Source organism: Actinomadura sp. NBRC 104425 (genome assembly GCF_030269545.1).
Lineage (GTDB): Bacteria > Actinomycetota > Actinomycetes > Streptosporangiales > Streptosporangiaceae > Spirillospora > Spirillospora keratinilytica.
Genome location: NZ_BSTN01000016.1, coordinates 35,837 through 57,490 on the forward strand (window position 1 = coordinate 35,837; position 21,654 = coordinate 57,490).

At 71.6% G+C, this 21,654-nt stretch carries 16 protein-coding genes; 6 read left to right on the plus strand and 10 right to left on the minus strand.

Annotated features, from left to right (window positions below; translation table 11 throughout):
• Window positions 1-4: 4 nt before the first annotated feature.
• The 9 genes from QSK22_RS22620 to QSK22_RS22660 form a co-directional block, all read right to left on the minus strand.
• Entirely contained in the window at window positions 5-1,297 is a 1,293-nt protein-coding gene (locus QSK22_RS22620; RefSeq protein WP_285496311.1) for an MCE family protein, read from the minus strand.
• Window positions 1,294-2,358, minus strand: coding sequence for an MCE family protein (locus tag QSK22_RS22625; protein WP_285496312.1), 1,065 nt, complete (start codon window positions 2,356-2,358; stop codon window positions 1,294-1,296). The genes QSK22_RS22620 and QSK22_RS22625 overlap by 4 nt, the downstream gene beginning before the upstream one ends.
• Window positions 2,355-3,395, minus strand: a complete 1,041-nt coding sequence (locus QSK22_RS22630; protein ID WP_285496313.1) for an MCE family protein — start codon at window positions 3,393-3,395, stop codon at window positions 2,355-2,357. The genes QSK22_RS22625 and QSK22_RS22630 overlap by 4 nt, the downstream gene beginning before the upstream one ends.
• Window positions 3,392-4,426, minus strand: a complete 1,035-nt coding sequence (locus QSK22_RS22635; RefSeq protein ID WP_285496314.1) for an MlaD family protein — start codon at window positions 4,424-4,426, stop codon at window positions 3,392-3,394. Before QSK22_RS22635 ends, QSK22_RS22630 begins: the two co-directional genes overlap by 4 nt.
• Complete coding sequence (locus QSK22_RS22640; protein WP_285496315.1) at window positions 4,427-5,623, minus strand: MCE family protein; 1,197 nt, start codon at window positions 5,621-5,623, stop codon at window positions 4,427-4,429.
• 1 nt (window position 5,624) lies between these two features.
• On the minus strand, window positions 5,625-6,644 hold the full coding sequence (locus QSK22_RS22645; protein ID WP_285496316.1) for an MlaD family protein: 1,020 nt from the start codon (window positions 6,642-6,644) through the stop codon (window positions 5,625-5,627).
• The gene (locus QSK22_RS22650; RefSeq protein ID WP_285496317.1) at window positions 6,641-7,507 is read right to left on the minus strand and encodes an ABC transporter permease; all 867 of its coding nucleotides are present in this window, start codon (window positions 7,505-7,507) and stop codon (window positions 6,641-6,643) included. The genes QSK22_RS22645 and QSK22_RS22650 overlap by 4 nt, the downstream gene beginning before the upstream one ends.
• Window positions 7,507-8,292, minus strand: coding sequence for an MlaE family ABC transporter permease (locus tag QSK22_RS22655; protein ID WP_285496318.1), 786 nt, complete (start codon window positions 8,290-8,292; stop codon window positions 7,507-7,509). The genes QSK22_RS22650 and QSK22_RS22655 overlap by 1 nt, the downstream gene beginning before the upstream one ends.
• Before the next feature lie 274 nt (window positions 8,293-8,566).
• Complete coding sequence (locus tag QSK22_RS22660) at window positions 8,567-9,448, minus strand: effector-associated domain 2-containing protein (RefSeq protein ID WP_285496319.1); 882 nt, start codon at window positions 9,446-9,448, stop codon at window positions 8,567-8,569.
• A gap of 387 nt (window positions 9,449-9,835) precedes the next feature.
• Between QSK22_RS22660 and QSK22_RS22665 the strand changes: the two genes are divergently transcribed.
• The 4 genes from QSK22_RS22665 (at window position 9,836) to QSK22_RS33805 (ending at window position 17,913) form a co-directional block, all read left to right on the plus strand.
• Window positions 9,836-11,410: a VMAP-C domain-containing protein gene (locus tag QSK22_RS22665; RefSeq protein WP_285496320.1), complete on the plus strand. Its 1,575-nt coding sequence runs from the start codon at window positions 9,836-9,838 to the stop codon at window positions 11,408-11,410.
• A gap of 228 nt (window positions 11,411-11,638) precedes the next feature.
• Window positions 11,639-12,814 carry an AAA family ATPase gene (locus QSK22_RS22670; RefSeq protein WP_285496322.1) on the plus strand — a complete coding sequence of 392 codons (1,176 nt, stop codon included), beginning with the start codon at window positions 11,639-11,641 and terminating at the stop codon, window positions 12,812-12,814.
• Complete coding sequence (gene fxsT, locus QSK22_RS22675) at window positions 12,811-17,394, plus strand: FxSxx-COOH system tetratricopeptide repeat protein (RefSeq protein WP_285496323.1); 4,584 nt, start codon at window positions 12,811-12,813, stop codon at window positions 17,392-17,394. The genes QSK22_RS22670 and fxsT overlap by 4 nt, the downstream gene beginning before the upstream one ends.
• Before the next feature lie 309 nt (window positions 17,395-17,703).
• On the plus strand, window positions 17,704-17,913 hold the full coding sequence (locus tag QSK22_RS33805; RefSeq protein ID WP_352231471.1) for a DUF397 domain-containing protein: 210 nt from the start codon (window positions 17,704-17,706) through the stop codon (window positions 17,911-17,913).
• 75 nt (window positions 17,914-17,988) lie between these two features.
• Here the strand turns inward: QSK22_RS33805 and QSK22_RS22680 are convergent, their stop codons facing one another.
• Window positions 17,989-18,198 (minus strand): DUF397 domain-containing protein, encoded by a 210-nt coding sequence (locus QSK22_RS22680; protein WP_285496324.1) that lies wholly within the window; start codon window positions 18,196-18,198, stop codon window positions 17,989-17,991.
• Between the two features lie 538 nt (window positions 18,199-18,736).
• Here QSK22_RS22680 and trpS point away from each other — a divergent pair.
• Window positions 18,737-19,717 (plus strand): tryptophan--tRNA ligase, encoded by a 981-nt coding sequence (gene trpS, locus QSK22_RS22685; protein ID WP_285496325.1) that lies wholly within the window; start codon window positions 18,737-18,739, stop codon window positions 19,715-19,717.
• A 64-nt stretch (window positions 19,718-19,781) separates the two neighbouring features.
• Window positions 19,782-21,401, plus strand: a complete 1,620-nt coding sequence (locus QSK22_RS22690) for a phytoene desaturase family protein (RefSeq protein ID WP_285496326.1) — start codon at window positions 19,782-19,784, stop codon at window positions 21,399-21,401.
• Window positions 21,402-21,654: the final 253 nt, after the last annotated feature.

The window sequence follows — 21,654 nt, forward strand, 5'->3', positions numbered from 1 at the left end:
AGGGTCATCTGCGGGTGCGGACACGGGCACGTACGAACTGGGCGGCGACGGCCAGCAGCACGACCACGCCGATCAGCGGCGGCAGCAGCGGAAGCCACCGCGAGGACGCCGGCTGCTCGCCGACGGAGCTCACCGGCTTCGCCGACAGGGTCGGATCGGAGGTCGGCGAGGACGTCCCCGCCGAGCGAGCGGAGCCGGAGTCCTTCTTCGCCGACCCGGCGGCCTCCTTCGCCGAGCCGCCGCCCTTGCCCTTCCCGGTCGCCTTGCACAGCGGCACGTCCGGCGCATCGGGGCGCGCGATGGGGCGGTTGTACTCGGCGGCCGCCTGCGACCCGCTCAGGGTGATCACGGGTGTGACGCGCACGTAGGTGCCGGACGCGTCCCGGGCCGTGATGTCGCCGACCAGGGCCTGCAGGGTGGGGACCATGGTCAGCACGTGCCGGATCTTGGCCGAGTTGGCGGAGGTGAGCAGCGGCGCGGTCGGCGTCGCGGCGGCCGTGAGCAGGCAGTCCAGCCCGGGCCGCGATTTCTGGAGCAGCCGGTTCACCTGGGCCAGCGCTCCGGGCCCCTCGTCCAGGATGGCGTCGAGCTCCTTGCGGCTCTGCCGCACCGAGGCGGTGAGCGACGCCAGGTCGGCGGTGCCCGAGGCGATCTGGTCGCGGTGGTCGGACAGCGTGGCGGTGAGGCGGGTGAGTTCGGCCGACAGCGCGTCCAGCGTCCCGGCGTTGGCGGCGAGGGTCCGGGTGAGCTGGTAGGTGTCGCCGATGATGTCGTGGATGGAGCCGCCCCGGCCCTGCAGCCCGGTGGCCGTCTCGTGCACCAGCGTGCGGGCGTCGCGCGGGTCGACGGCCCGCAGCGTGGCGTTGAGCCCGGCGAACAGCTCCTGGTAGTCGACGGTTCCGGCGGTGCGCGACAGCGGGATGCGGTCGCCGTCCTTCAGCACGCCGGTGCCGGGCTTGGACGGCTGGGTCAGCTCGATGTAAGGCTCGCCGATCGCCGACTTGCGCTGCACCCGGGCGCCGACGCCGGCGGGGATGCGCGTGCCGCGGTTCAGGTCGAACCGCACCTCCACGTGCCCTTGCCGCAGCCGGACGTCGCCGACCCGGCCGACCCGCACGCCCAGGTGCGTGATCTCCAGGTCGGAGGTCAGCCCCGGGGAGGTGGCGAAGTCCGCGGTGACGTGGTACGGCCGTTCGAGGGCGTCGATGTGGATGATGCTGCGCACCGCCCACACCGACAGCAGCACGCCGAGCAGGGCGAAGAAGACCAGGTTGACGAGGATGCGGGGTTCTCTCATCGGCGCGGCCCCATCAGCTCGGTGAACGGCCGGTGCTGCGTCGCCTGCTGGGCGGTCCCGGGCTGCGGCAGGAAGCCCTTGAGCCAGATGAAGAGCAGTCCCTGGCCGCTGTAGGAGACCGATGGCCCACGCAGGAAGGCGAGCACGGCGTTCGCCAGCTCCTTGAGGTCTTCGCCGCCGCGGACGGCCGCGGCCAGCAGCGCGTCGGCGCGGCGCAGCAGGACGGCCAGGCGCTCGGCGTGGCGGGTCTGGACCTTGGCGTTGACGGACCGGGCCAGCTTGGTCAGCTGCTGGATGGCCCGTTTGAGCTGGGCCCGGTCGTCCTGCAGCCGCTCGGTGGCGAGCGCGATGCTGCCGGGCAGCCGGTCGATCTGCTCTTGGCCCTTGTGCAGCGATCCGCCGATGCGGGCGAGGCTGTCCAGGGCGCGGCCGAGGTCGCGGCCGGCGGCGGCGTAGCTGTCGGAGACGTCGGCGGCCTTCTTGATAAGCGTGTTGATCTTGCGGCCCTTGCCGTCGAGGGCGGTCGCGGACTCGTTGGTGATCGTGGACAGGTCCTGGCCGCCCAGCGCGGCCAGCAGGTGGCCGAGCCGCCGGCTGATCTGCTCCAGGTCGGGTTGGACGGACGTCTGCGCGATCTCGGCGCCGCTCGGCAGGAACGGCCCGGTGCGCATGTCGCGGCCGGGGGGCAGGTCCAGGCGCACGTAGTTCTCGCCCAGCAGCGACGTCCTGGCGATGGTCGCGGTGGTGCCGACGGGGATGTGCCGGTCGCCGCGCAGCGACATCGTCACCTTGCTGCGGTATCCGGCCAGGCGGATGCCGGTGACGGTGCCGACGCGGATGTCGGCGACCTGGACGCTGTGCCCGACGACCAGGCTCTGCACGTCGTCGAACGTGGCGGTGAGGGTCATGTCGCCGCGCGGCGCGCCGATCGTCTGGAGGGAGCAGCCGCCCGTCCCCGCCACCAGGGCGACCGCCAGCGGCGCGGCGAGAACGGCGGCCGGGATGGACCGTCTGGCGCGGGCCCCGGCCGCCCGCCGGTGCTGCGGTGTGCGGGCGCTCACGGCTTGTCCTTTCCGGGCGGGTCGGTGCAGTTGGCCAGTTCGGTGTTCCCCTGCAGGCAGGGGACGGTGCCCCAGCCCATCGCGGTGAACAGCGGCTGGAGCCAGGCGCGCAGGGTGCCGTGGACGAGCACGCGGACGGTGGCGACGTGGTTCTTGCGGTCCCACGCCTGGACGGCCACGTCGGCGAACCTCCCGAGGGCGTCGATGGCCTGTTCCAACGAGCCGGCGTTGCCCTTGAGCGTCATCACGATGTTGGACAGGTCGGAGACGGTGCTGGGCAGGGTCTCCTGGTAGGCGGTGACCAGGACCTCGCTCTTGCGGATGGCGGCGAGCCCTTCGACGAACTGGTTGAGGCGGGTGCGCTCCTCGGCCAGCTCGCGGCTGGTCGTGGAGAACGAGTCGATGAGCTCGCCGAGGCGGCGGTCGCGGCGGTTGAGGTCGGCGGCCAGCGTGCGCAGTCCCTCCGCGAGCGAGACCAGCCGCTGGTCGTGGGCGGCCAGGTTGTGGGTGAGGGACGCGGTGCCGCGCAGCGCATCGTTGATCTCATCGCCGTGGCCCTCCAGGCCGTCGGCGCCGCGCTGCACGGCCGTGCCGAGCCGCTCGGGGTCGATCGACCGGTTCAGCTTGGCGAACGCGGCGAGCGCGTCGTCGATCTCGACCGGCAGTTCGGTGCGCTCCTGCGGGATGACCATGCCGGGCGGGGCCTTGGCCTGGCCCGGTGTCCACGCCGGCTCCAGCCGGACGAACCGCTCACCGAGCGCGTTGGCCGAGGCGATCACGGCCTTGGCGTCCCGGCGCACCGGTACCGACTCGTCGATGGCCAGGTCGACGCGCACCCGGTCGCCCTCGTCGCGGATGGCGGTGACGGTGCCGGCGTCGGCGCCCATGACCTTCACCCGGGACTTCTCGTACAGCGAGGTGGTCCTGGCGAAGTAGACGGTGATGCGGTAGGTGCCGTCGCCGTCGCCGATCACCGCGCATCCGCCCGCGCTCGCGGTGAGGGCCAGCGCGCACACGGTTGCGACGAGTCGTCTCATCGTCCTCCTTCCCTGGTGGCCGACAGCCGCGCCAGTTCGGCCAGGTCCTCGGGGGACAGCGGGCCGAGCCCGGTGGCCACGACGTCCAGCCAGGGCCCCCGGCCGCCGATGGCCGACAGCCCGCTGAGCGTCGGGCCCGCCCAGGCGAGCAGCTCGTTGAAGTCGTCGGTCGTGGGGCGCAGGCTGCCCAGGGTGCGGTTCAGGTCGTCGATGACGGAGATCAGCCGGCGCTGCTGCTGGTCGATCAACCGGGTCATCGCGGTGACGGTCCGGCCCCCGGAGCCCAGGAACGTCGACAGCTCGTCGCGGCGGCGCTTCAGCTCGTCGAGCATGATCCGCACGTTGGTGAGCAGCTGGGACAGCTGCCGGTCCTTGGACCGGGCGAGGTCGAGTACGCGCTCGCCGTTGGTGAGCAGCTTGTCGATCTGCGGGTCGGACTCCTCGACGGTCTCGGCCAGTTCGGCGAGGTCGGTGAGGGCGCGGCCGAGCCGGTCGCGGTCGCGCTCGCTCACCTCGCCCAGCTCGCTCACGATCCGGTCGATGGACCGGGTGTCGAGCCGGGTGACGGTCTTGGTGGTGAGGTTCAGCACGTCGTTGACGGTGGTGGGCGTGCCGGTGCGGTCGAGGGGGATGCGGCGGCGCTCGGGGGGCAGGTCGGCCAGGTACGGGGTGGTGACCGGGCCGGACAGCCGCAGGTACCGGCCGCCCAGGATGTTGGCGACCTCGACCTCGGCGCGGGTGGCCGGCCCCAGGTGCACGTCGGCGTCCACCTTCCAGGTGACCAGCACGCGCCCCCGCGCGAAGTCGGGGTCGACGGCGGTCACCTCGCCCACCCGGATGCCGGCGACCCGCACCTCGTCCCCGGAGCGCAGCCCGCCGGTGTCGGCGAACACGCCGGTCACGGTGTAGCGGTTCTGCAGCAGGCCCCGGGTGCCGACCAGATAGACACCGACGACGAGGGTGAGCAGCGTCCCCATCGAGACCAGCCCGACGGCGACCCGGTTGCGGTCGCGGAACGATTTGAGTGCCATTCAGTCGCCTCCGACCAGCAGACGACGCAGCGCATCGGACGAGTCGAGGGCGACCACGCCGCCGTTCCCCGAGGAAGCGGCGCCTCCGGAAGCGCGCGGTTTGTCGCCGCTGTTGCCGCTGGAGCCGGTTTCGCGGGGGCCGGGCAGGCGGGTCGGATACGGGCAGGGCGGGGCGGCGAGGCTGATGCAGGGCGCTGCGACCTCCATGTACTGCCCGTTGTCGACGGAGGAGAAGATGTGCTGGAGCTTGGGCGACGCCGACTTCAGCACCTGCGCCAGCGTGCCGCTGTTGCGCCGCACGCCGGAGGTGAACTGCGCCAGCCGGGAGATGACGGAGGCCAGTTCGCGGCTGTTGCCCGCCAGCACCTTGTCGGAGGTGTTGGCCAGGGCCGCCAGCTCCACCAGGGCCTGGTCGATGAGCCGCCGGTTGTCGGCGAACGCGTCGCTCAGCTCGACCAGGTCGTCCACGGCGGAAGCGATCTGCCGGTCGCGGCGGGCGATGATCTCGGTGACGGTCGCGTAGTCGGCCAGCATCTGCCGCAGGGTGGCGCGGCGGGCCGCGATGGTGGACGACAGCTCCTCCACGTTCACCACCAGCCGGTCCAGTTCGCCGGCGTTGCCGTCCAGCGCCTGCGCCAGCGACACCAGCACCTGGTTGACCCGGGCGGGATCGACGCTCCTGGTCAGCGGGGCCAGCTGTTCGATCAGGGCGTTGGCGTCGACCACCGACCGGGTCCGGGTGATGTGCGCGCCGGGTTTCATCTTCGTCCGGCTGGTGCCGGGGATGAGGTAGACGACGCGGCGTCCCATCGCGTCGCGCCAGCGGATGGCGGCCTCGCTGTCGGCGGGGAGGGTGACCGACCGGTTCACGGTGAGGCGCACCCGGGCCCGGCCGTCGACGACGCGCAGTTCGTCGACCCGGCCCACCGGTGTGCCCGCGATCTTCACCTCGTCGCCGCGCTCCAAGCCGCTGGCGTCGTCGAAGGTGGCGGTCAGCGACCAGCCGTCCTGAAGGCTCACCCGGGCGATCTGCGCGCCGATGTACACGGTGAGCAGGCCGGTGACGGTGACGAACGCGACCAGGCGCACCAGCGCCCCGATGCGGGCGCGGGCCTGCGTGGGCAGGGCGGCCAGCCGGCGGCGCACCCGCGCCAGAGCGCCCGCCCGCTGTGCCGATCGCTGCGCCGATCCGGTCATGTCAGCGACCTCCCGTCGAACCGCACAGGCCGATGATCAGGCGGCACGGGTCGGTGGGCAGCAGGCCCTGGACGCGCAGGTAGTTCTTGCCCTGCGGGCCGGGCAGGGAGGACAGCTCCCCGTACAGCGGCAGCAGCTCGTTGCCGGTCCGGACCGCGTTCCCGGCCAGTCCGAGCTGGGCGTACACGACGGCGGCCGCGCGCTCCCCGGACCGGAAGCCCTCGCCGAGCTGGCCGCCGCGCTTGTCGAAGCCGTGCGACACCAGCGCGGAGATCTCGGCGAGCCGGTCGGCGAACGAGCCGAGCCGGTCCCGTCCCTGCGCGGCCGTCGTGATGAGCAAGTCGGCGTCGCCGGCGACGGAGACGGCGTCGTCGGCCGTGCCCGCGCGGGCCAGGGCCTCCGTCAGGTCGGCGGCGTCGCCCAGGAACCGGCGGGCCTCGTCGCGGCGCCGGTAGGCGACGTCGGTGAGGGTGCCGGTCTGGTCGATGGTGGCGCGCAGCCGCCCGCCCTGCCCCGCCAGGCCCTGGGCGAGGGTGTGCACGATCGTGCCGACCTCGGTCGCGTCGACCGCGTGCAGCGTCGCGTCCGCCTGGGCCAGCAGGTCGGACAGGTCCTGGGCCGCGGAGGTGCGGGTGATCACGGCGCCGGAGGCCAGGTACGGGCCGGTGTTCTCGCCCGACCCCGGCACCAGGTTCACGAACTTGGGGCCGAACGCCGAGGCGGGCTCGATGGACGCCGTCACCGAGGTCGGCACGCGCACCCCCGGGTTCAGCCGCAGGGTCAGGCGGGCGCGGCCGGCCGAGGTGAGCTCGGTGCGTTCCACCGACCCGACGGTCACACCGCGGATCTTGACCGGGGCGTCGTCGCCCAGGCCCTGCCCGGCGCGACCGAACTCGGCCGTCAGCCGGATCCCTTCCGCCCGCAGCGGGCGGGCGATCAGCAGGTATCCGCCGAGCGCCAGGACCGCCATGGTGACCGCGGAGATGAGCAGCGCGCGGCGCAGCGGGATCTCGTCGTTCATCCGGTCAGCCTCACGGTCGCTCCGGCACCCCAGAACACGTAGGACAGCAGCAGGTTCAGGGTGACGATCATGATGATGGACAGCCGGATCGCGCGGCCCGCGGCGCGGCCGACCCCGGCGGGCCCGCCGGTGGCGTAGTAGCCGTAGTAGCAGTGGATGGCGATCACCGCGAAGGCGAACACCGCCACCTTGATCGAGCTGTACACCAGGTCGATGGTCGGCAGGTACAGCCGGAAGTAGTGGTCGTAGACACCGGGTGCCAGGTCGAAGAACTCGGTGCTGATCAACCGGGTGGCGAAGAAGCTGGCGAACAGCGCGATCAGGTACAGCGGCACCAGGGCGATCAGCGCCGCGACCACTCGGGTGCACACCAGGTAGGTGAACGAACCGATGCCCATGACCTCCAGCGCGTCGATCTCCTCGGAGATCCGCATCGCGCCCAGCTCGGCGGTGAACGCCGACCCGCACTGAGCGGCCAGCGCGGTCGCCGCGATCACGGGGGTGATCTCCCGGACGTTGGCGAACGACCCGACCAGCCCCATGAACGACTCGGCGCCGATGGACCGCAGCCCGGTGTAGCCCTGCAGCCCCACCTCGGTGCCGACGAAGAACGCCATCGTGAAGATCACGAAGATCATGCCGCCGCCGACCACGGTGGCCCCGGCGCCCACCACGACATCGCTGACGTGCCGCGCGACGGTCCGCCCGTACCGGCGGTGCCAGACCAGGTCGCGCAGCGAGTACAGCAGCACCCGGTAGATGAACACCGGCCACCGGGCCAGGTCGCCGCTGCGCCGCGCGGCCGTCGCGGCGACCGCCGCCGCCCGGCCGGCGACGCGCGGGGGAATGAACGGGCCGGCCATCAGATGCGGGGCGGGAACGCGACGAAGTACACCGTCGTGATCACGTAGTTGAGGGCGAACACCAGCATGAAGGCGACCACGATCGCCCGGTTCACCGCCTGCCCCACCCCCACCGGGCTGGACGCGCAGTTCATGCCCATGTAGCAGGCGACCATGGCGGCGATCAGTCCGAACAGCCACGCCTTCAGCAGCGTGACGACCAGGTCGGACAGCTGCAGCAGGGACACCGCGCCGTCGAAGTAGGCGCCGGGCGTCACGTCCTGCAGCAGCACGTTGAACACGAACCCGCCGGCGGCTCCCGAGACGATGACCAGGGAGGCCAGCAGCGTGGAGACCAGGCTCGCCGCCCACAGGCGGGGCGTGACCAGCCGGTGGATCGGGTTGACCGCCATCACCTCCATGGCGGCCAGCTCGTCGCGGATGTGGCGGGCGCCCATGTCGGCGGTCATCGCCGAACCGCCCGCCCCGGCGATGATGAGGGCCGCCCCGATCGGCGCGACCTCGCGCACCAGGCCGACGACCACCGCGCCGCCCGTCGCCGACTGCGCGCCCAGTTGCGCGGCGAGCTGGCCGACCTGCAAGGCGACCGTGGCGCCGAGCGGCAGCGACACCAGGATCACCGGCACGCTGGTGACGCGGGCGAGGAACAGCGACTGCTCGACGAACTCCCAGAACCAGGCCCGCACGTCCCAGGTGCGGCGCAGGCCCTCCAGTGCGACCACGAACAGCTCCCCGGTCTCGCCGAGCAGGCCGTGGACCCGCGCCGGCACCCGAACCGTCGCCATGGCCGTCACCTCCTCCCCGGACACGCCGTGGGACACACCGTCCGACCGCCGCCGCGGCGGCGACCCGGATGTGGGCACGGCCACATTAGCGATTTGTTGACGGTTCGCCAATAGTGGCTGACCACTTGCCAATCGTGCGGGCCGGTGCGGCGCCGGGCCCGGATGCGGCGTTCGGGCAGGTGTCCGGGCAGTGTCCGGGCAGATGGCCGGGCAGATGGCCGGGCCGGTGGCCGGGCAGGTTATCGGGCAGGTGGCCGGTGTGCGGCGGCGCGGCTCAGTCCGGCGACCGGACGAGCGCGGCCACGGTTTGCTCCAGCCGCCTCACCTGGGCGGTGTCCCCGGCGAGGGACCGGACGACGGCCAGGAACTCCTCCAGGCCGTTCGGAAACTCCAGGCAGGTCCGCACCATGGAATGCACGTCCAGGTTCGGCTGCGGCCGCCGCGCGATGCGTATGGCGATTTCCTGGCGCAGCGATCCGACGATCTGCTCCCTGCCGTCGGGCGAGGCCAGCAGCGGGATTTCCAGCAGCCGGTCGACGATCTCGAAGATCGGCGGCAGCGCCGGGCGGTCCATTCCGGGATCCGCGCGCCCCGGCTCCGGCCCGGGCGCCGTTTTGTCCGGCTCGGCCTCCCGCCCCGCGGGAGCCAGCGCGGATGCGTTCTCCGCCGGCCGCCCGCCCGCCGGTTCGCGAATGCACAGCCAGCCGTCGGCGGCGGTCTCCTTCAGCCGGATATCGATCCGGTGGAACTCGGTCGGGTCGATCGGGCCGAGCCCATCTTTGATCACTTCGCGGTGGAATTCGTCCGACGCAAGAATTGCCAGGTCGGCGGCGCTCTCGGCGAATGCCTCCTTGAACGCCGGGGCGTCCAGCAGCCGCGCGGCGTGGTTCACCGTGGTGCCGACCATGCCGTTGCCGTCCATCGTCAGCGGGCCGGCGTGCAGCGCGACGCGCAGCCGCATCCGCGCCTGCTGCACCGACAGCTCGTTGTGTCTGCGCAGCTCGGCCCGCAGATGATCGGGCAGCGGGTGGACCAGGCGGGCCGGGTCGGCAGCCGGCGGCAGGATGATGATCGCGCCGTCTCCCCGGTCCTCCTGGTAGCAGTCGTCGTAGGGCAGGCCGGACGCCTCGAAGCAGCGCTTCAACGCCCCGTACATGACCTCGCGGAGCCTGCGCTGAACGCCGTCGGGCCGCTTCCCGAATCCGACGATATCGCAGGCGAAGATCGTGCAATGCCCGGAGGGAAGCCATTGTCTCCGGGCTTCCCCGACATGATCGACGCCGTCGCGCATCGCTTCGAACTCCCTGGCGCGGTGATACTCCCACTGTGCACGCGCCGCGACGCTCCCGGCAAGCTTTCTGTGATCATTTCGGTGCCCCCGTCGTCTGCGCGCCGGAGCGCGTCCTACCCTTGACACATCGGGGGACCGTATTGGGACCTGGCCGAGGATTTCACTGTGTCCTGAGACGCAGACCGACGTTCCGAACGGTGCTTAACTTGATCGGAGCGAGGGGACCTCTGCCCGAATGCCGGGGAGAAACGCATGGTGGAGGACGAGGGCAGGTTGTCGGCCCTGCCGCAGCGGGCGGTCGAGAGCCTGCGCAACAGGTCCGCCGAGACGGGGGAGATCGAGCAGTCCACCGCCGAGATCGTCGAACTGCTCACCGAGGTGCCGGCGCTCCGCGAGTCGACGGAGCGCGCGGTGCTGGTGCACTACATCAGCGAGGCGTCCGGGTTTCCGCTGATGCTGCCGGAAGTGCCGAACCCGAAGTCCCACCTCTACCACCTCGTGCTGGCCTGCCGGGAAATCCCCGACGGGATGCGCCTGCTGGTCGGCGGGGTGGAGTTCATCGCCGGGCAGACGACGGCGGTGACGCGGCTGCGCAGGCTGGTCAGCCCGGTCCGCGACCATTTGGAACCGGCGATGGAGTCCCAGCTGGAGGACCTGCTGGCGGGGCTGCGCGTGCCGTCGCCGGCCCGGCTGTACTACGCGGCGACCGGCGGCGACATCACGCACGTCCCGTTCCGCTTCACCGACGCCTGGGACGCGTTCACCGCCCTGCTCGACCACAACGCCGCGCCGGACCGGCCGTCCCCCCACCTGATCTTCGTCGCCATGCTGCTGCGCACGATGCAGGCCCGCGAGGCCGCCGAGGCCACCACCTCGGAGAACGCCTGGCGGCTCAAGCAGCTGCGCGACTGGCTGGCGACGCAGACCGAGCAGCTGCGGCGGGACGGGGCGACCGCGCAGGCCGACTACCTCGACCGCGTGCGGGACCGCATGCCGGCCCTGGAGGCTCGTCCCGACAAGCCGATCTACCTCATCATCCAGCTCGAACCGATCTACGACCTGGTCGACGGCCATGTGATGTGCCGCGTGTCGCACTGGCGCCAGGTGCATCCGCTGGAGTGGCGCCCCGAACCCGGCGACGACCGGGTGGTGCCGCTGGACGAGGTGCCCCGGCACGTCGGCGAGCTGATCCGCGAGGCCGAGGAGGGCTGGGCCTACCAGCTGGACGACTCGCTGGTGCTGGAGTTCGTCCTGCCGATGGACATGCTCAACCTGGACCTCGAGGAGTGGACGCGCGACCTGCCCGACGCGCCGCATCCGGCGCCGCTGGGCACCGAGTACGAGATCCTCATCCGCAGCCAGGAGCGGCTGCGCACGCTGCACATGCACCGCGCGTGGCGGCAGCGCTGGCAGGTGCTGATCGACGGGGTCGAGTGCCTGACGTACTGGGCGACCGCGGAGGACCCCGCCCATCTGCGCCGGATGGGGCACCGGCTGCTGGGCTGCCGCGAGATCGTCGCGTGCGTGCTGAGCGGCCCGCCCGACCGCGAGCCGGGGCGCAGCGAGCTGTGGATGGCGCTGCGGGCGGGGATCCCCGTGGTGCTCTGGCACCGGACGCAGGAGCCGCCCGCCGAGATCCGGCAGGAGGTGCGCCGGATCGTCGACCGGCGCGACCTGCGCGACCTGCCCGCCGACATCAAGCGGCTGCGCGCGACCATGCCGGTGCCCGACGACCGTAACCGTCGTGCGGACACGCAGGTCGCGCTGCTTTGGGACGACCCCCACCACTTTTTGGACGAAGCAGACACTCTTCGCGCCCCAGGATGATGGTCTCGCAAGACCTGCACTTATCTCGCAACGGGACACAATCGGCTTCTGCCTGCGTGCGCCGCTATCCGGCCCGCGGGAGAGAAGATCCTCACCGCGGGAAATCTTGCCAACCACTCTCAAGACGGGGATCCTCAACGATAGAGTCGGGTCGCCGCATCAGGCCTTTGTGCAATTCGCGCAATAAATCCGACTGGACCAGCGGGCCGCATCAGGAGGGCGTTGCCGATGGCGGACGAGCTGTCCATGCCCCCTTCCTCCGGCAACGGGACCGGTTCGGCCGGTGCACCGGAGCAACCGCCGCGGCCGTCGGCGGCCGACCGCCCGGCCTGGTGGATCTACCGGGGCACGGGCCGCCCCCTCGCCGAAGGCGAGCTCGCCGCCGCGCTGCCCCCGCCGCCCCCGTGGCGCACCTTCGACGGGGGTCCGCCGCTGCCCCCGCCGCCCGACGACGAGCGCGACTTCGTCCGCAGGCTCGGGCCGGTGGCGAGCGACCGGCCCCGGTTCGCCGACCGTGAAGAGATCGACATCGTCAACACCGCGCTGCTGCTGCGCCGTCCCCTGCTCGTCACCGGCGAGCCCGGGGTGGGCAAGTCCACCCTCGCCTACCGCGTCGCCCGCGAGCTCGGGCTCGGCAGGGTGCTGCGGTGGCCGGTCAGCAGCCGCAGCACGCTGCGCGAAGGGCTGTACGAGTACGACGCCATCGGCCGGGCGCAGGACGCCGCCGCGGCCCGCGGGCTGGCCGGTTCCGGGCGCCCGCCGCATCCCCGCGCCGAGGACGGCGACGGCGGCGAGGCCGGGGCGGCCGCCGACACCGACCTGGGCAACTACCTGCAGCTCGGCGCGCTCGGCACCGCGCTGCTGCCGTACGAGCTGCCCCGGGTGCTGCTGATCGACGAGCTCGACAAGAGCGACATCGACCTGCCGAACGACCTGCTCGACGTCTTCGAGGAGGGCGAGTACCGGATACCGGAGCTGGTGCGCGTCGGTGCCCGCCAACCCGTGGTGACGGTGCATACCGCCGACCCCGGCGGCACCGCCGAGATCGTGCGGGGGCATGTGCGCTGCCGCGCCTTTCCCCTCATCTTCATCACCAGCAACGGCGAACGCGATTTTCCTCCCGCTTTTCTCCGGCGCTGCCTTCTCTACACGATGAAGGAGCCGGACGAAGCCCGCCTGGCCGATATGGTCTCGGCGCATTTCAGCGACCGTTCCGACGAGCGGACCCGGCAACTGGTCCGCAGATTTCTTCAATACCGCCGCAGCCAGGGCCGGCTCGCCGCGGACCAGCTCCTCAACGCCGCCTATCTGACCGGTTCGGGACGGCATCTCCCCGGCGACGAGTGGGAGCGGGTGCTGGACCTGCTCTGGCAGCGCCTGAATCCCGAGGCGGCCGCTGAGTGAACGAACCGACCACCCGAGCGCCGGCGCGTCCCAAGGCCCCCGACGCGCCGCGGCAGCGGCCTGTCTGGTTCGAGGTCTCCGACGCGATCTGGCTGGCCGGTCACATGGTCGCCGCGGCGTCCGCGTCCGACACGGCCTCCCCGCAGCCCCCGCCGTCCCCCTCTGCGGCGATGCCGCCGGGCGGGCGGCCCTCCGCCGGGGGCGGTGACGAACGGCCCGCGGACGGCGGGGCCGATCCCGACACGGCGGCGGGCCGGCTCGGCATCGACGGCGAGGCGCGCGCCCACGCGCCCCCTCCGCGCGAGCACGCCCGGGAGCCGGCGGGCGTCCCGTCGTCGCTCAACGGCTTCGCCTTCGGCACCCCCGCGCGCCCCGCCCGGCCGGGCGAGCGCCCCAACGGCAGCCACGTGCGCGTGCCCCGCCCCGGCGGCCTCCCCTACGACGACCCGTTCGCCGGGGTGCACCCGCTGCCCGACCGGCGGCGCATCGAGCAGGCGCTGCGGCCGTTCCGCAAACCGGTGCCGTCCGTGCACGGAGCCCCGGAGCTGGACGAGGAGGCGACGGCCGTCCGCGCCGTCCAGGACGACCTGTGGCTGCCCGAGACGCGCCCCGCCCTGGAGCGCTGGCTGGACATCGACGTGGTCGTCGACGACGGCCCGCTGTCCGCGCTCACCCGCCCGGTGGCCGACGCGTTCATCGACTGCGTCGGCCGGGTCGGCGCGTTCCGCACCATCCACACCTACCTGCTCGACACCGACCGGCCCGGCCTGGCGGAGCCCTTGCTGCGCCCGGCGGCCCGCCCGTCCGCCGCCCGCCCGGCGGCAAGGCTCATCGGGCGGGGGCGGCGCGAACGCAGGCTCCTGGTCGTGCTGACCGACGGCGTCGGACGCGCCTGGCACTCGGGCACCGCGCAGCGGCTGCTGGCCGGATGGGGGCGGCAGGTCCCGCTGGTCGTGATCAACCTGCTGGCCCGCCGCCAGTGGCGGCGCACCGGGCTGGTCACCCGTCCCGCCCGGCTGTACGCGTCGACTCCGGCGGCGGCCAACCGCAGCTACCGGGTGCGCTACCCGTCCGCGCCGTGGGGCGACGGGGCGCCGCGTCTTCCCGCGGGTCGGCCAGTGGGCGACGAACCGTGGCCGCCCGCCGTCCACGACACCGGGGCGCCCGGCCCCTCCCAGGTGCACATCCCGGTCATCGAACTGAACCCCGGTCAGCTCGCCGGGTGGGCGCGTTTCGTGGCCGAACCCAATGGCAGCTGGCTCGGCGCCGTGGCGGTGTGCGACACCCGCTCGGTCGGGCGGTCTCCGTCCTGGCATCCGGACGACGACGAGGACACCGCGGCGCCGCCCGCCTCCGCGTCCGAGCTCGTCCGGCGTTTCCGCGCGGCGGTGAGCCCGACCGTGTTCTCGCTGGCCGTGCATCTGGCGGCGGCGCCGCTGAACGCGCCCGTCATGCGGCTCGTCCAGCGGACCATGCTGCCGCAGTCGCGGCCGTCGGATCTGGCCGAGGTGGTCGGCAGCGGCCTGGTGCGCCGCGTCGGCACCGGCCGCGCCCCCGGTTCCGAGGCGCCGGAGGAGGTCACGCTCGACTTCGTCCCCGGGGTCCGGGACGAGCTGCTGGCCAACGGCCGCCGCTCCGACACCACGCAGGTGCTGCTCATGGTGGGGCGGCATCTGGGTGACCGGGTGGCCGGGCTGCGCGACCTGATGGCCATGGTCACCGAGCCGGAGCAGGCCGAACCGCCGGAGATCGGCGCCGAACTGGTGCCCTTCGCCGTTCCGACGCTGCATGTGCTGCGCGCGCTGGCGGGCCCTTATCTGCGCGCCGCCCGGGAGCTGGAGTCCCGGCTGCCCGGCTCGGCCGGCGGATTCGGGTCGGCTGCCGCGACACCAAATGTTGATCAACGATCGACGACGCCTCCACTGAACGCCAACGACGCGGGTAGGAACGGCCCCATGCAGACGCAGATGCTGGACGCCGCCGCAGCGGATGGAGCCGTCGTCACCCAGGACGTTGCCAAGCCTCCCCCACTTGGAGTCGGTGTGACCATTCGCAATATTCCTCAGGTGACTGATCGCAAGCCTTCCGACCCGCCCCCGGTGTGGGGGAACGTCCCCCCGCAGAACATCAATTTCACCGGACGGGAAAAACTGCTCGAACAGCTGCACGAGCGGCTTTCGCAGGGCACCACCGCCGTGTTGCCGCAGGCGTTGCACGGAATGGGCGGCGTCGGCAAGTCGCAGATTGCCATCGAGTACGTGTACCGCCATACCGCGGATTACGACTTGATCTGGTGGATCCGGTCCGAGCGTCCCGGGCAGATCCAGCAGGACCTCACCGAACTGGCCGCCGCGTTGAACCTGCCGGTGAGCCAGGAGGTCAACGTCGCGGTGCCGGCCGTGCGGGAGGCGCTGCGCCTGGGCCGCCCGTACCGCAACTGGCTGCTCATTTTCGACAACGCGGAGGAGCTGGAGGAGGTTCGGCAGTTCTTCCCCACCAACGGCCCCGGAAAGATTCTCGTCACGTCGCGGAACCAGGCGTGGACGAAGGTGGCCAAATCGCTTGAGGTCGACGTTTTCGCCCGCGAGGAGAGCAAGGCGCTGCTGCGTCTGCGCGGGCCGGAGATCTCCGACGAGGCGGCCGACGAACTCGCCGAGGTGCTCGGCGACCTGCCGCTGGCCATCGCGCAGGCGGCGGTCTGGCTGGCCGAGACGGGAATGCCCGTCGACGAATATCTGCATCTGTTCAAGGAAAAGCACGAGAAGGCGACCGAGCTGCTTTACGACTCGGCTCCGGCGCCCTACGAGCTGCCGGTCGCCGCGGCCTGGAACGTGTCGCTGGACCGGCTGCGCAGCAGCGAACCGGCCGCGCTGCAACTGCTGCAGGTCTGCGCGTTCTTCGCGCCCGAACCGATCTCGCTGCGGCTGCTGTCGGGCGCCCGCAACGTCGAGGGGCCACCCGAACTGCTGGAGGCCCTGGGCGACCCGGTCCGGCTGGGCCGGGCGATCCGCGCGATCAACCAGTACGCGCTGGCCAAGATCAGCCACAAGCACAACACGATCCAGCTGCACCGCCTGGTGCAGCGGGTGCTGGTCAGCCAGCTCGACCCGGACGAGGCCGCGGTGCTGCGCCGGTGCGGCCACCAGCTGATGGCCAAGTTCGACCCCGAGGACCCGGTGGTGCCGACCAACTGGCAGCGGTACGCCGACCTGCTCCCCCACGTCCTCTACTCGCGCGTCGTCGAGTCCGACGACGTCTGGGCGCGCCAGCTCGTCCTCAACGAGATCGACTTTCTGTTCCAGTGGGGCGACCACAAGGGCTTCCTGGAACTGGCCGAGGAGGCCGTCAACACCTGGACCCGGACGCTCGGCCCCGACCACGACCAGACCCTCGCCGCCGAACTGCACCTCGGCCGCGCCCTGCGTCTTCACGGCAGGTTCGAGGAGGCCTACCAGCACCACATGCGCGTCTTCGAGGTCCAGCAGCGGGCGCACGGCGCCGATGACGAGCGCACCCTGGAGGCGCAGCGGTTCGTCGCCGCGGACCTGCGGTACCTGGGGCAGTTCGATCGGGCCCTGGAGTACGACCGGCAGAACCACGAGACGCTGCGCCGCATGTACGGGCCCGAGGACCCGATCACCTTGGAGCAGGCTCACCTGTACGCCATCAGCCTCAGGCTCACCGGCGACTTCTGGGGGGCCCGCGAGCTGGACCGCGAGACCTACCAGCACCTCGTCACAATCTTCGGGGAGACGCACGCCAGAGCGCTGTCGTCCCAAGCGGCGATCGCCTGGGACGAGATGGAGTGCGGCGACTACGAGACGGCGCGTGAGCTGACCCGACGGAACGTCCAGCGCCTCAGGACGACCTTCGGCGACAGCTTCGCCGGGCTGGCCGAGGCCCTGAGCGCCCAGTCCGTCATGGAGCGCAAGGCCGGAGACCACGAGCGGGCGCTAGAGCTGTCGACCGAAGCGCTGGACCGCTACCACTCGCGCTACGGCTCCTTCCACCCGTCGTCCATGTCCGCCGCGCTCAACCACGCGGTCAACCTCCGCCAGGTCGGCAGACTGGACGAGTCGATCAAGCTCACGCGGGAGACCGCGCAGAACTTCTTGAAGATGTTCGGCCCCGACCACCCCAATACCGCGACCGCCGACATCAACCTGGCCGTCGTGCTGCGTTTGAACGGACAGACCGATGAGGCCAGGAGGCTCGACGAGGCCGCCTTGGAGGTGCTGACGCGCATGGTCGGCCCGGACCATCCGCGCACCATCATCTGCTCGATCAACCTGGCCAGCGATCTGTGCGCGCTCGGACACCCCGAGGATGCGCTGGAACGGGACCGGGAGACCCTCGCACGAGCGCGGCGCGTGCTCGGCGACCACCATCCGACCGCGCTGGCCTGTGAGTTCAACCATGCGCGTGATCTGCACGCCGTGGGTGAAGTGGAGGAGGCCGAGACCCTGACCGCCCAAGCCATCGACAGGCTCCGGCGAGTGCACGGCCCCAACCACCCGGCGACGCTCAGCGCCCAGCAAGGCATGCGCGCCGACTGCGATATCTATCCGATCCCCGTGTAGCACGACAGGGAGGCAACGCCTCGGCCCGCCCTTGACTTGCCATGTTTCGACGCCCCATGAATAGGGTAAAGAGCAGGATTCAGCGCCGATCACATTCCCCCGCCCCTGTCCACGATCTGGACACGGTCCAGCATCGAGCGTACAGTGTAGTGAAATATATACTATGATGTCTGATTTTCAGAGACTTCCATGTATTTAGCGACAGGCAGCAGAGCCTAACAGGCGGCCGATCGTCGGTGAGCTCCGTCGCGGACAACGCCGTCCCCTCATCTACGAACGCCGCAATGCTCCCGAGGAGTGGAAGAGGTAATGGTCGGCCAAAGGGAGTGGAACCAAGCGTCGTGGCGTAAGAGCAGGAGATCTGATTCGCCGGGTGGATGCGTCTGTCTCAGCGTGATCGGCTCGTGGGCCGCGATTCGTGACAGCAAGAACCCCCAGCCCGTGACGCTCGTGATGCCGAGGTCGGCATTGCGCGGTCTGATCCAGGAGATCAAGCGCGGGGCATGGGACCTGCGCTGACCGGCATGTTGCCGGCCGGGAGGCCGACATGCGAGGGCGCGCGGCGGTAGCCGATCCGCGCGCCCGCAGTCGTCCTCAGCCTTCGATGGCGTCGTTCTTGATCGAGCCGATGAAGCGCCGCCAGGCCTCGACCGACATCGACAGCCGCGGACCGTCCGGGTCCTTGGAGTCGCGGATCGCGCGGGCACCGTCGACGGCCGCGACCTCGACGCACACGGCGAGGTTCGGGTCACTGCTGTAGCTGCTCTTTCTCCAGACGATCGGAGAAACCCGCGAATCGGTCATTTTTCACGCTCCTGTGATCATGTCGCCAGGTGGTCCGCCTTCGGACCGTAAGGCGAGTGCCCACTGTCAACGTACCCGGCAGACCTCACCGGCAAATGGACATCACCACCTCTTGGCAGCGATATTTGACTCCCCGTCCCCGCCCTACAATCCCGAATCAATACGCATTTATGCGGATATCGCACCATGCCCCTTCCCGCAGCTCACCGGCCCCAGCCCCCACCCCCTCAGCAACCCGGCCTTAACTGGCGAGAGCCGCCCCACCACCGAAATCGTCTCGTCCACCACGGGAATGGGCGCACGATTCCACGGCTCAATCACGCACATTCAGGAGATCTGTGGGCATGGACGCCGGGTGGTAATCTGTTGGGCATGCGGATGGGCTCCTGTCGTCTCGGCTGGTGGCGCCCCTGACGGGGCGGCACCGACTCATCCGCGTTTTCTGACCACACGGCCGCCCTGATCGGGCGGCCGTCGCGTGATCCGCGTCCGGTGGCCAGGCCAGGGCGGTCCCGACCTCCACGGGAGCCATCGGACGATGCCACGACGCCTCACCGGGTTCACCCCGTCGGGTGACCTGCACCTCGGTAACTACATCGGCGCGATCGCGCCCATCGTCTCCGCGCAGGCGCAGACGGACACGGTGGTGTTCATCTCCGACCTGCACGCGATGACGCTGGAGCACGACCCGGCGCAGGTGCGGCGGCGGACGCTGGAGTTCGCGACCCTGCTGCTGGCTGCGGGCGCCGACCCCGACACGTGCCTGTTCCTCGTCCAGTCTCATGTGCCGCAGCACACCGAACTGCACTACCTGCTGGAGTGCGTCACGGGCTTCGGCGAGGCGCAACGCATGATCCAGTTCAGGGAGAAGTCGCGCCGCGGCGGGCATGTCCGGGTCTCGCTGCTGACCTACCCGATCCTGATGGCGGCCGACATCCTGCTCTACGACACCGACGAGGTGCCGGTCGGGGAGGACCAGAACCAGCATCTCGAACTGGCCCGCGACCTGGCCGAGCGGTTCAACGCCCGGTACGGGCCCACCTTCACGGTGCCGAAGGCCGTCACGCCGCCGGTCGCCGCGCGCGTCATGGACCTGGCCTCGCCGGGCGAGAAGATGAGCAAGTCCGCCGCGTCCCAGGCCGGCGTGCTGCGGCTGCTGGACGAACCGCAGGTGCTGCGCCGCAAGGTGATGCGGGCGGTGACCGACACCGGCACCGACGTGTTCTACGACCCCGAACGCAAACCGGGCGTGTCCAACCTTCTGACGATCCTGGCCGCGTGCACCGGCGACACCCCGCAGCGTGTGGCCGATGACTTCGACCGCTACGGCGAACTCAAGGAAGCCGTCGCCGACACGGTCATCGCCACGCTCTCCCCCGTCCGGGAGCGCTACCTGAAACTCGCCGAGGACCCCGACCACGTGCGGACCGCGCTGCGCAAGGGTGCCGAACGGGCGCGGGAGCTGGCGAGCAAGAAGATCCGGATGGCCAAGGCCGCCATCGGCCTGCTCCCGCCCTGAACCCAGCGGACAGCCACCAGCCCGCACCCGAGAGCCCGACGCAGCGCGGGGTAGGGCGTGGGGCATGAGCGACACCGTAGTGATCGGAAGTGGGCCGAACGGGCTGGTGGCGGCCAATGTGCTGGCCGACGCGGGCTGGTCGGTGGACGTCCTGGAGGCGCAGCCGGAGCCGGGGGGCGGTGTGCGCAGCGACCGCGGCGCGCACCCCGATTACGTCAGCGACGTGTGCAGCGCGTTCTATCCGATGGGCGTGGCGTCCCCCGTCATGCGCGCCCTGGAGCTGGATCGGTACGGGCTGAGGTGGCGGCACGCCCCGGCCGTCCTCGCGCACCCGCTGCCCGACGGCCGCTGCGCCGTGCTGGAACGCGACGTCCACCGCACCGCCGAATCGCTGGAGGAGCTGGGCGCGGGCGACGGGGAGGCGTGGACGCGGCTCTATCGGCGCTGGGAGCACATCGGCGACGACCTCCTTGCGGCGCTGTTCGGGCCGTTCCCGCCGCTGCGGGCGGGTGCGGCGATCGCGGCGCGGCTGCGGCCGGCGGGGATGCTGCGGATGCTGCGCTTCCTGCTGTCGCCGGTGCGGCGGGCCGGCGAGGAGGAGTTCTCCGGGCCCGGCGGGCCGCTGCTGCTGGCCGGGGCGGCGCTGCACACCGACCTGTCCCCCGAGGCGGCGGGGGGCACCGCGTTCGGCTGGCTGCTGGCGATGATCGGGCAGCAGTACGGGTGGCCGGTGCCGGAGGGCGGCGGGGGCGAGCTGACGCGGGCGCTGGTGCGCCGGCTGGAAGCGCGGGGCGGCCGCGTTCACTGCGGCACCCCGGTCGCCTCGGTCGTCGTGGCCGGCGGGCGCGCGGCGGGGGTGCGCACCGCGTCCGGCGAGACGGTACGGGCGGACCGGGCCGTCCTCGCCGACGTCGCGGCACCCGCCCTGTACGGAGGGCTCGTCGGCTGGGAGCACCTGCCGCCCTCGCTGCGCGCCGACATGCGCCGCTTCCAGTGGGACCTGGCGACGTTCAAGGTGGACTGGGCGCTGTCCGGCCCGATCCCGTGGTCGTCCCCGGGGGTCGCGCGCGCCGGCACGGTGCATCTGGCGTCGGGGATGGACGCGCTGACCGGCTGCTGCGCGGAGTTGGCCACCGGCAGGGTGCCCGGCGAGCCGTTCATCCTGCTGGGACAGATGTCCACGGCCGACCCGACGCGCTCGCCGGCGGGAACGGAGTCGGTGTGGGCGTACACGCATGTGCCCCAGCGCGTGACGGGCGACGCGGGCCCCGACGGGATCACCGGCGTCTGGGATGAGCGCGAGAGCACGGCCATGGCCGACCGGCTGGAACGGCTCATCGAGCGGTACGCGCCGGGCTTCCGCGACCGCGTCATCGACCGCCGCGTCATCGCCCCGCCCGCGTTCCAGCTGCACAACGCCAACTTGCGCAACGGCGCGCTGAACGGCGGGACGAGTGCGCTGCACCAGCAGCTGGTGTTCCGACCGGTGCCCGGCGCGCTGGGCCGCCCCGAGACGCCGGTGCCGGGGCTGTACCTGGCGTCGGCGTCGGCACATCCGGGCGGCGGAGTACACGGCGCCTGCGGCGCCAACGCCGCCCGCGCCGCACTGCGCGCGAACGGACCGCTGGGACGCCTCGTCCAGCCCAGCCTGACCGCACTGCGCCACGGCATCTCCGGAACCTGATCGGCGAACCGTCCGGGCACCGTCTGGTCTTCTCGGTGGGTGTTCAACGGGTGCGCGGGCGGCGCGCCAAGGACATCGAGGACAAGATCGCCGTCCGGCCGGCGGGCGGAAGCGCCCGCAGCGTCATGCTCCAGGCCGACCACGGCTCGAACATCCGCCTCGAATGCTCCTGGACGGCGTCCTGCCGACCGGTTGTTGCTGACCGTTTGCTCACTCCGCCGTGGACCGCCGCGCCGTTCCGGGCACAGATTCA

Bases quoted from the DNA above. Each gene is read 5' to 3' on its own strand.
- QSK22_RS33805 (WP_352231471.1), top strand. From the start codon at position 17,704: ATGGTCGGCCAAAGGGAGTGGAACCAAGCGTCGTGGCGTAAGAGCAGG.
- QSK22_RS22620 (WP_285496311.1), bottom strand. From the start codon at position 1,297: ATGAGAGAACCCCGCATCCTCGTCAACCTGGTCTTCTTCGCCCTGCTC.
- QSK22_RS22645 (WP_285496316.1), bottom strand. From the start codon at position 6,644: ATGAACGACGAGATCCCGCTGCGCCGCGCGCTGCTCATCTCCGCGGTC.
- QSK22_RS22680 (WP_285496324.1), bottom strand. From the start codon at position 18,198: ATGACCGATTCGCGGGTTTCTCCGATCGTCTGGAGAAAGAGCAGCTAC.
- trpS (WP_285496325.1), top strand. From the start codon at position 18,737: ATGCCACGACGCCTCACCGGGTTCACCCCGTCGGGTGACCTGCACCTC.
- QSK22_RS22640 (WP_285496315.1), bottom strand. From the start codon at position 5,623: ATGACCGGATCGGCGCAGCGATCGGCACAGCGGGCGGGCGCTCTGGCG.
- QSK22_RS22630 (WP_285496313.1), bottom strand. From the start codon at position 3,395: ATGAGACGACTCGTCGCAACCGTGTGCGCGCTGGCCCTCACCGCGAGC.
- QSK22_RS22635 (WP_285496314.1), bottom strand. From the start codon at position 4,426: ATGGCACTCAAATCGTTCCGCGACCGCAACCGGGTCGCCGTCGGGCTG.
- QSK22_RS22655 (WP_285496318.1), bottom strand. From the start codon at position 8,292: ATGGCGACGGTTCGGGTGCCGGCGCGGGTCCACGGCCTGCTCGGCGAG.
- QSK22_RS22650 (WP_285496317.1), bottom strand. From the start codon at position 7,507: ATGGCCGGCCCGTTCATTCCCCCGCGCGTCGCCGGCCGGGCGGCGGCG.
- QSK22_RS22660 (WP_285496319.1), bottom strand. From the start codon at position 9,448: ATGTACGGGGCGTTGAAGCGCTGCTTCGAGGCGTCCGGCCTGCCCTAC.
- QSK22_RS22670 (WP_285496322.1), top strand. From the start codon at position 11,639: ATGGCGGACGAGCTGTCCATGCCCCCTTCCTCCGGCAACGGGACCGGT.
- QSK22_RS22665 (WP_285496320.1), top strand. From the start codon at position 9,836: ATGGTGGAGGACGAGGGCAGGTTGTCGGCCCTGCCGCAGCGGGCGGTC.
- QSK22_RS22690 (WP_285496326.1), top strand. From the start codon at position 19,782: ATGAGCGACACCGTAGTGATCGGAAGTGGGCCGAACGGGCTGGTGGCG.